General features: G+C 49.9%; 6 protein-coding genes. 5 read left to right on the top strand and 1 reads right to left on the bottom strand.

All coding sequences use genetic code 11. The features are described from left to right. The first annotated feature begins 19 nt into the window (after positions 1 to 19). The 3 genes from C942_RS20060 to ubiK all read left to right on the top strand — a co-directional run bounded on the left by C942_RS20060 (position 20) and on the right by ubiK (position 4,635). Complete coding sequence (locus tag C942_RS20060; RefSeq protein WP_036801266.1) at positions 20 to 1,126, top strand: efflux RND transporter periplasmic adaptor subunit; 1,107 nt, start codon at positions 20 to 22, stop codon at positions 1,124 to 1,126. A gap of 12 nt (positions 1,127 to 1,138) precedes the next feature. Next, positions 1,139 to 4,255 carry a multidrug efflux RND transporter permease subunit gene (locus C942_RS20065; protein ID WP_007469646.1) on the top strand — a complete coding sequence of 1,039 codons (3,117 nt, stop codon included), beginning with the start codon at positions 1,139 to 1,141 and terminating at the stop codon, positions 4,253 to 4,255. A gap of 125 nt (positions 4,256 to 4,380) precedes the next feature. After that, positions 4,381 to 4,635 carry a ubiquinone biosynthesis accessory factor UbiK gene (ubiK, locus tag C942_RS20070; protein WP_007469648.1) on the top strand — a complete coding sequence of 85 codons (255 nt, stop codon included), beginning with the start codon at positions 4,381 to 4,383 and terminating at the stop codon, positions 4,633 to 4,635. Between the two features lie 167 nt (positions 4,636 to 4,802). On the opposite strand, the gene ilvC is transcribed toward ubiK, so the two are convergent. Continuing rightward, on the bottom strand, positions 4,803 to 6,287 hold the full coding sequence (ilvC, locus tag C942_RS20075) for a ketol-acid reductoisomerase (RefSeq protein WP_007469650.1): 1,485 nt from the start codon (positions 6,285 to 6,287) through the stop codon (positions 4,803 to 4,805). A gap of 132 nt (positions 6,288 to 6,419) precedes the next feature. On the opposite strand from ilvC, the gene ilvY reads away from it, so the two are divergent. Beyond that, complete coding sequence (gene ilvY / locus C942_RS20080) at positions 6,420 to 7,289, top strand: HTH-type transcriptional activator IlvY (protein ID WP_007469651.1); 870 nt, start codon at positions 6,420 to 6,422, stop codon at positions 7,287 to 7,289. A gap of 30 nt (positions 7,290 to 7,319) precedes the next feature. Beyond that, positions 7,320 to 8,531, top strand: coding sequence for an NAD(P)-binding domain-containing protein (locus C942_RS20085; RefSeq protein ID WP_007469653.1), 1,212 nt, complete (start codon positions 7,320 to 7,322; stop codon positions 8,529 to 8,531). Positions 8,532 to 8,753: the final 222 nt, after the last annotated feature.

An 8,753-nucleotide genomic window follows, 5' to 3' on the forward strand; every position in this document is an offset into this window, starting at 1 on the left:
TTTCGGAGCACACCATAAAATGAAAAAATGGATAGTGATGCTATTTCTCGCACTACTGTTATTCGGCACTGTAATAGGGTGGAACTTGGCCAAGCAGAAAGGTATCGCAGAATACATGGCTAACATGCCTGAACCAGCGTTTCCTGTCACCGCGTCAGAAGCCAAGCCTGCTAACTGGATACCGGCCATTGAAGCAATTGGCTTCATTGAACCAAACCAGGGTGTCACCATCACTTCTGAAGTGTCCGGCGTAATCAATAAGATTGATTTCGAGTCCGGCTCAATTGTGAAAAAAGACCAGCTGCTGGTGAGCCTGGATTCTGACGTTGAAAAAGCCAACCTGAAGAGTGCCGAGGCTCGCCTGCCGGCAGCTAAAGCCAAGTATGCCCGCTACCAGGGCCTATACAAGAAAGGCTCTATTTCCAAAGAAGCCTTTGATGATGCTCAGGCAGCCTACTTCTCGCTGTCTGCCGATATCGAAAGCCTGAAAGCGACGATTGACCGCCGCACTATCCGCGCACCGTTTGATGGTGTGGTCGGCCTGCGTAATGTTTTCATGGGTCAGTACATCCAGCCGACCGATGACATAGTGCGTCTGGAAGATACAACTCTGATGAAGCTGCGCTTCACTGTACCGCAGACAGATATCTCTGATATCTACCTGGGTCAGGACGTGGAAATCTTTGTTGATGCTTACCCTGAAATTCCGTTCAGCGGCAAAATCAGCGCTATTGAACCAGCGGTGAACTACCAAAGCGGTCTGGTACAGGTTCAGGCAGATATCCCAAACAACGAAGGTCAGCTGCGCAGCGGTATGTTTGCCCGTGCCCACATCATCCTGCCGACGCTGGAAGACCAAATCATCCTGCCACAGACAGCGATCACCTATACCCTTTATGGTGACAATGTTTACCTGGTTAACAAAGATGAAAAAGGCGATCTGCGTGTCCGCCAGTCTGTGATTAAAGCCGGCGAGCGCAAAGGCGAAACTGTTCATATCCTGGACGGCGTAAAAGCCGGTGACATGGTAGTCACCTCAGGTCAGGTTCGTCTGAGTAACGACGCTAAAGTGCGCATTGTCGAAAGCAATGCACTTCAGGCGCCAGCAGAAACCCCAATGCTGTAATCCGGAGGATTAATGCGCTTTACTGATGTTTTTATTAAACGTCCTGTCCTAGCGGTCTCAATCAGCTTTCTGATTGCCCTGCTCGGCCTGCAGGCTATCTTCAAGATGCAGGTTCGTGAATACCCGGACATGACTAACACCGTAGTAACGGTGTCTACCAGCTATTACGGGGCCAGTGCCGACCTGATCCAGGGCTTTATTACCCAGCCGCTGGAACAGGCCATTGCCCAGGCTGACAACATTGACTTTATGACCTCATCATCCGTATTGGGCCGCTCTACCATTACGGTAACGATGAAGCTGAACACCGATCCGAACGCTGCCCTGGCAGATATCCTGGCGAAGACCAACTCGGTCCGCTCCCAGTTACCGAAAGAATCGGAAGACCCGACAGTAACCATGTCGACAGGTTCGACAACAGCGGTAATGTACATCGGCTTTACCAGTGATGAGCTGGCTTCAAGCCAAATCACCGACTACCTGGAACGAGTGATCAACCCACAGTTCTTCACAGTTAACGGTGTCTCTAAAGTCGACCTGTATGGTGGTATGAAGTATGCCCTGCGTGTCTGGCTGGATCCGGCCAAGATGGCGGCGTACAACCTGACCGCAACCGATGTGATGGGCGTTCTGAACGCCAACAACTACCAGTCGGCTACCGGCCAGGCTACCGGTGAGTTCGTACTTTATAACGGTACGGCAGATACTCAGGTTTCTAACACTGATGAGCTGGAAAAGCTGGTTGTTTCCACCAAAGATGGTCAGGTGATCCGCCTGGGTGACATTGCCAAAGTATCACTGGAGAAAAGTCACGACATGTACCGTGCATCGGCAAACGGCGAGGAAGCTGTGGTAGCTGCGATTAACGCGGCCCCAAGCGCCAACCCGATCAACATTGCTGCCGATATCATGGAGCTGTTGCCGCAACTAGAGCGCAACATGCCAAGCAACATCAAGATGAACGTGATGTATGACTCCACTATCGCGATCAACGAGTCCATCAACGAAGTTATTAAAACTATCGCTGAGGCGGCACTGATCGTACTGGTGGTGATCACCCTGTTCCTCGGTTCATTCCGTGCGGTAATAATCCCTATCGTTACCATTCCGCTATCGCTGATTGGTGTTGCGATGGTGATGCAAAGCTTTGGTTTCTCCTGGAACCTGATGACCCTGCTGGCCATGGTACTGGCCATCGGCCTGGTGGTAGATGATGCGATCGTTGTACTGGAAAACGTCGACCGTCACATCAAGCTGGGTGAATCGCCGTTTCGTGCCGCGATTATCGGTACCCGTGAAATTGCAGTACCGGTTATCGCCATGACCCTGACACTAGGCGCGGTATACGCACCGATTGCAATGATGGGCGGGATCACCGGCTCACTGTTCAAGGAATTTGCACTGACCTTGGCAGGTTCGGTATTTGTATCGGGCATCGTGGCACTGACACTGTCGCCTATGATGTGTTCGAAAATGCTGAAAGCCCATGAAGAGCCAAGCAAGTTCGAAGTAACTGTTCACAACTTCCTGGACCGCATGACCAACCGCTACGAGAAAATGCTGGGCGGTATCATGAAGATGCGTCCGGTGGTGATTGTGTTTGCGATTATCGTGTTCTCCAGCCTGCCGATGTTGTTTAAGTTCATCCCTAGTGAACTGGCACCGTCAGAAGATAAAGGCGTACTGATGATGATGGGTACGGCACCGTCAAACGCCAACCTGGATTACATTGAAAACACCATGGACAAAGTTAACCAGATCCTGTCCGACCAGCCTGAAGTTGCTTTTGCCCAGGTATTCTCAGGTGTGCCTAATTCGAACCAGGCATTTGGTATCGCGTCAATGGTGCCTTGGAGTGAGCGTGAAGCAAGCCAGGCCGAAGTGGTTAAGCGTGTAACCGGGCTGGTTAACGAAGTACCGGAAATGGCGGTAACTGCATTCCAGATGCCTGAACTGCCAGGTGCCGGTTCCGGTCTGCCAATCCAGTTTGTTATTACTACACCGAACCAGTTCGAGAACCTGTTCCAGGTTGCGACTGATATTCTGGCTGATGTGAAAACGAACCCGATGTTTGTCTACTCGGATCTGGATCTGAACTACGATTCAGCAACGATGAAAATCCATATCGATAAAGACAAAGCAGGTGCCTACGGCGTGACCATGCAGGATATCGGTATCACCTTAAGTACCATGATGGCTGACGGCTACGTTAACCGTATCGACCTTAACGGCCGTTCATACGAAGTGATCCCTCAAGTAGAACGTAAGTACCGCCTGAATCCGGAATCCATTAAGGGCTACTATGTACGAGCAGCTGACGGTAAAGCTATCCCGCTGGGTAGCCTGATCACCATTGATGTGATCGCAGAGCCACGCGCCCTGCCTCACTTCAACCAGCTGAACTCAGCAACTATCGGTGCTGTACCTGCACCGGGTACAGCAATGGGTGATGCTATCACCTGGTTCCAGAACGATGCGGCAGGCAAACTGCCATCAGGCTACCAGTACGACTTCATGGGTGAGGCCCGTCAGTTTGTTACCGAAGGTAATGCACTGTACACCACCTTTGCACTGGCACTGGCTATCATCTTCCTGGTTCTGGCGATTCAGTTTGAATCACTGCGTGACCCGCTGGTTATCATGGTGTCGGTACCGCTGGCAATCTGTGGTGCCCTTATTGCTCTGGCATGGGGTGCAGCTTCGATGAACATCTACTCCCAGGTCGGCCTGATCACCCTGATTGGTCTTATCACCAAGCACGGTATCCTTATCTGTGAGGTAGCAAAAGAAGAGCAGCTGCATCATAAGAAAGACCGCATGGCAGCAGTAATGGAAGCGGCCAAGGTTCGTCTGCGTCCAATCCTGATGACAACTGCAGCGATGATTGCCGGTCTTATCCCACTGCTGTACGCAACAGGTGCAGGTGCCGCCCAGCGCTTCAGTATCGGTATTGTTATCGTGTCTGGCCTGGCTATCGGTACTATCTTCACCCTGTTCGTACTGCCAGTGATCTACACCTACCTGGCGAGCATTCACAAACCGCTGCCGGTATTTGTGGAGGACAAAGATCTGGAAAAGTTGAAACGAGCTGACGAAGCACGGGCAGCTTTGAAAGCTCACGACGCCTAATCCCGAAAAAATCATCAAGGCCGCCCTGTGCGGCCTTTTTTATTTCGCGATTATCGACGACAATCAGTAATGATTTGAATAAAATAACGACAACAGATTTAAGCCGTTACGGAGTTAACTCAGCTATGTTTGACCCAAAGAAACTTGAGCAGGTAGCCAAGCAGATCCATGAGTCTATGCCTCAGCCAGTCAAAGAGCTGGGCAATGACGTCGAGCAAAAAGTTCGTCAGGTGATCCAATCACAGCTTAACAAGCTGGATGTCGTCAGCCGTGAAGAATTTGATGTCCAAACTCAGGTACTGCTACGCACCCGCCAGAAGCTAACCGAAATGGAACAGAAGCTGGCAAAGCTGGAAGAAAAGCTGGCAGAGAAAGAATAACCGCTTCAAGGTTAGAAATAGAATAATGAAAGGCCGGGTCAAATGACCTGGCCTTTTCTTTTCTCAGCGTCTGCAACGCTCAGTCCGTTGTGCTGATTGATATGGATAAAACAGAGCCCGGCTAAAAACCGAGCTCTGTTCCACGTGAAACATCAATGTGGATGTGATTAACCGCCGACAGCAATGCGCTTCATGTCTGTCATGTAACCGCGCAGCTCCTGGCCTACCCACTCAACCGGATGGTTGCGCACGGCTTCATTCACATCAATCAGTTGCTGGTTATCAACCTGATTACTGGTTTCAGCCAGTCCTTTACCAATGACTTCTGTGCCGACATAAGGCATAAACTTCTCACGCAGCAATGGTACCGCAACATTGGCAAACAGGTAGTTACCGTATTCGGCTGTATCAGAAATCACGACGTTCATCTCATACAGGCGCTTACGGGCAATCGTGTTGGCAATCAGCGGCAACTCATGCAGAGATTCATAATAAGCCGACTCTTCAATGATGCCAGTTTCCGTCATTGCTTCGAAAGCCAGTTCAACCCCAGCACGTACCATAGCCACCATCAGAATACCGTTATCAAAATACTCCTGCTCTTCAATATTGATATCTGAATCCGGGTAGTTTTCAAAATCCGTTGCTGCCGTTTCTGCACGCCAGCCCAGTAGATTCGCATCATCATTCGCCCAATCGGCCATCATGGTACTGGAGAACTCACCGGTAATGATGTCATCCATGTGCTTGTAGTAAAGCGGACGCATCAGTTCTTTCAACTCTTCAGACAGTTCGAACGCTTTAACCTTCGCAGGGTTAGACAAGCGATCCATCATGTGGGTAATACCACCGAACTTCAGTGCCTCGGTAATGGTCTCCCAACCATATTGCAGCAGCTTACCGGCATAGGCAGGTTCAACGCCCTCGGCTACCATCTTCTCGTAACACACCACAGAACCGGCCTGCAGCATACCGCACAAGATAGTCTGCTCACCCATCAAATCCGATTTCACTTCAGCCACGAATGAAGATTCAAGCACACCTGCACGATGACCACCGGTTGCAGCAGCCCACGCCTTAGCGATGTCCAGACCCTCGCCCTTAGGATCATTTTCAGGGTGAACCGCAATCAGGGTCGGCACACCGAAACCGCGCTTATACTCTTCACGCACTTCAGTACCCGGACACTTAGGTGCCACCATTACCACTGTCAGATCATCACGAACCTGCATGCCTTCCTCAACAATGTTGAAGCCATGGGAGTAACCCAATGCTGCGCCCTCTTTAATTAGCGGCATCACACTTGCCACCACATTGGAGTGCTGTTTATCCGGCGTCAGGTTAACCACCAAATCTGCATACGGGATCAGCTGCTCGTAACTGCCGACTTCAAAGCCGTTTTCCTTTGCATTTTTATAAGACTGGCGCTGCTCATCAATTGCAGCCTGACGCAATGCATAAGCCACATCCAAACCAGAATCACGCATGTTCAGGCCCTGGTTAAGACCCTGAGCACCACATCCTACAATTACGACTTTCTTACCTTTGAGGTACTCCGCTTCAGTTGCAAACTCCGAACGGTCCATAAAGCGACAGCGACCTAGCTGATCCAGCTGCTGACGTAGATTTAGGGTATTGAAATAATTAGCCATAATTGCAAACTCCGTGAATTCTGTTCCTTGGGTCGACTTCAACTTGTCGAATATCTTGATACTAGAACAGGCACCTGGTTGCGCAAAGTGATATATTCACAATAACTTCTTGCAAAAAGTGCAACATGGACGATGAACATCAAGAACTTGCAACTTTTCCTGCATCTCTGTGACTCAAAGAGTTTCAGTCAAACCGCACAGGCGATGCATGTCAGCCCATCCGCTCTCAGCCGCATTATCCAGCGTCTTGAAGAAGATACCGGGCAACCATTATTCATTCGCGACAACCGTAGCGTAGAGCTGACCTCTGCGGGCCAGACGATGCTGCCTGTTGCCGCCCAGATAGTTTCCAGCTGGCAGGAACTTAAAATGCAACTCAAGGAACAAGAACAGCAACTACAAGGAAAACTGAAGCTATTCTGTTCGGTCACCGCCAGCTACAGTCACCTGCCGGGGATCCTTAACCGATTTCGCCAACTGCATCCTCAGGTAGAAATCCAGCTACTTACCGGCGATCCTGCGCAGGCAATAGAGAAAGTACAGCACGATGAGGCTGATATTGCCATTGCCGCTATGCCAGATCAGTTGCCCGGTAAATTAACTTTTTTGGAACTGGATAAAGTCACCCTGTCTGTGATCACGCCACTGGTGCCGCCACCCGGATTACAAAAATACCTATCAGATACTCCGGACTGGGCACTGCTGCCTTTCATCTTGCCAGAATCCGGCACGGCAAGGACCCGCGCAGACAAATGGCTCAGACATAAAAAAATCAAACCCAACATTTACGCTCAGGTCGGCGGCCATGAAGCTATCGTCAGCATGGTTGCCCTGGGCTGTGGCATCGGTATTGCCCCGGATGTTGTTATTGATAACAGCCCGGTAGGCAATAAAGTCAGACGTATTGATAAAGAAAAAATCCCGCCCCTTGTCCTCGGTTTATGCTGCAAGCAAAGCCGCCAGCAAGAGCCATTGCTTCACGCACTGTTACAACTTTTCTAACGCGTTCAATCAGAGATAAACGGAATAATAATGTCTCAGCCAATCTTAACTCATACATACTATTCAGATTTTTTCGCAGCTAAAGGTTACGACTTTCTCAAAAAGATTGCCGACCAATTCACTGTCCCGAAAAACCTGGTCATTTTCTCTGTCATGCATTGCTATGAGGGTTCACTCCCTTATATCAATGTGCTGGCAGAAGTTGCCGATAAGCTGGTTTTTATCCCTAAAAGTGCCACTGCGCTTTGCAATCAGGACATAACCAATACCATCCGACAACTGCCTCACTGCCATGTTATCGGTAAAGACTGCAATTGCGGAAAAGAGCAGCTAAAAGATCCTGCGACTGCCGAACACCTGATCCGAAGCCATCTTGATAGTGACAGTCAATTTCTGATCCTGGATCACGGCGGCTACTTTGCCCATGCTATTGAGCATATTTGTGAAACCTTCCCGGATCAGTGCCTGGGGATCACCGAACTGACAGCAAATGGGCTCTACAAGTACCTCAACCGCCAGTTAGACAGACCTCTGGTTACAGTTTCTCACTTAAGTATCAAAGCCCCGGCAGACTATGAAGCATCTGAGTGTATCGTCCATTATTCGGATCAGATCCTGAGAGAAGAGTTTGGCCTCAAACTCAACAATGATGAATTTCTGAAAATCGGCGTAATTGGAGCCGGGAATTTAGGTCAGGGCGTAATCAAACACCTTAAAGGCAAGGCAATCAGCCAAATCCTGGTGGCTGATATGGATCCGCGCAGGCTGACACACTTCCCTCGCAACGGGGTCCAGGTAGGGTCGATTGAACGTATGGTTACTGAGTGCAATATGATTTTCTGCTGTACCGGCAATGGAGCTCTACCAAGCGAGCTACTAGACAACCTCAGTGACAGCCTGTTTATAGCAACAGTAACCTCTGCGGACGACGAGCTCAAGCTACCACAATTAATCGCCAGCGGTACCCTAACAGAAGTTGGTGGTAACCGTCTGGTACGCGAATACCGCACACGCAATGGCCAAAGCCTTTATCTGTTAGCTGGCGGGGAATCAGCTAACACCCCATTCAAAACCGGCATGGGTGACCCGACACTCTACCTTTTCGAAGCCGCCCACATGCTTGCCGGCTTACAAATAGCCACCCGTTCTCAACCATTTAAACCGGGGATCCAAGCATTATGCGAAGATGATGAAAAGCATATTGCCGAGAAGTGGCTTCGCCATTTCTATCGCTACCATTGACAACTTTTAGAATTAACAAAGCCCGGCGCTCAAGCCGGGCTTTTTGTATCAGGTAATCCGCTCACACAAAAAGTCTTTCGACGGGGACACGTATTTTGAGGCTGATTAATAAATGGCGGAGCGGCTGGGCCGGCACTCCGGTGGGGCTCAATCATCCGTGAGACAGACATGGAATAAAAAGGTCCAAACGTAAAAAAGCCCCAGCATTTCTGCTGAGGCTTC

Source organism: Photobacterium marinum (genome assembly GCF_000331515.1).
GTDB lineage: Bacteria > Pseudomonadota > Gammaproteobacteria > Enterobacterales > Vibrionaceae > Photobacterium > Photobacterium marinum.

Bases quoted from the DNA above. Each gene is read 5' to 3' on its own strand.
- C942_RS20060 (WP_036801266.1), top strand. From the start codon at position 20: ATGAAAAAATGGATAGTGATGCTATTTCTCGCACTACTGTTATTCGGC.
- ilvC (WP_007469650.1), bottom strand. From the start codon at position 6,287: ATGGCTAATTATTTCAATACCCTAAATCTACGTCAGCAGCTGGATCAG.
- ilvY (WP_007469651.1), top strand. From the start codon at position 6,420: ATGAACATCAAGAACTTGCAACTTTTCCTGCATCTCTGTGACTCAAAG.
- C942_RS20065 (WP_007469646.1), top strand. From the start codon at position 1,139: ATGCGCTTTACTGATGTTTTTATTAAACGTCCTGTCCTAGCGGTCTCA.
- ubiK (WP_007469648.1), top strand. From the start codon at position 4,381: ATGTTTGACCCAAAGAAACTTGAGCAGGTAGCCAAGCAGATCCATGAG.
- C942_RS20085 (WP_007469653.1), top strand. From the start codon at position 7,320: ATGTCTCAGCCAATCTTAACTCATACATACTATTCAGATTTTTTCGCA.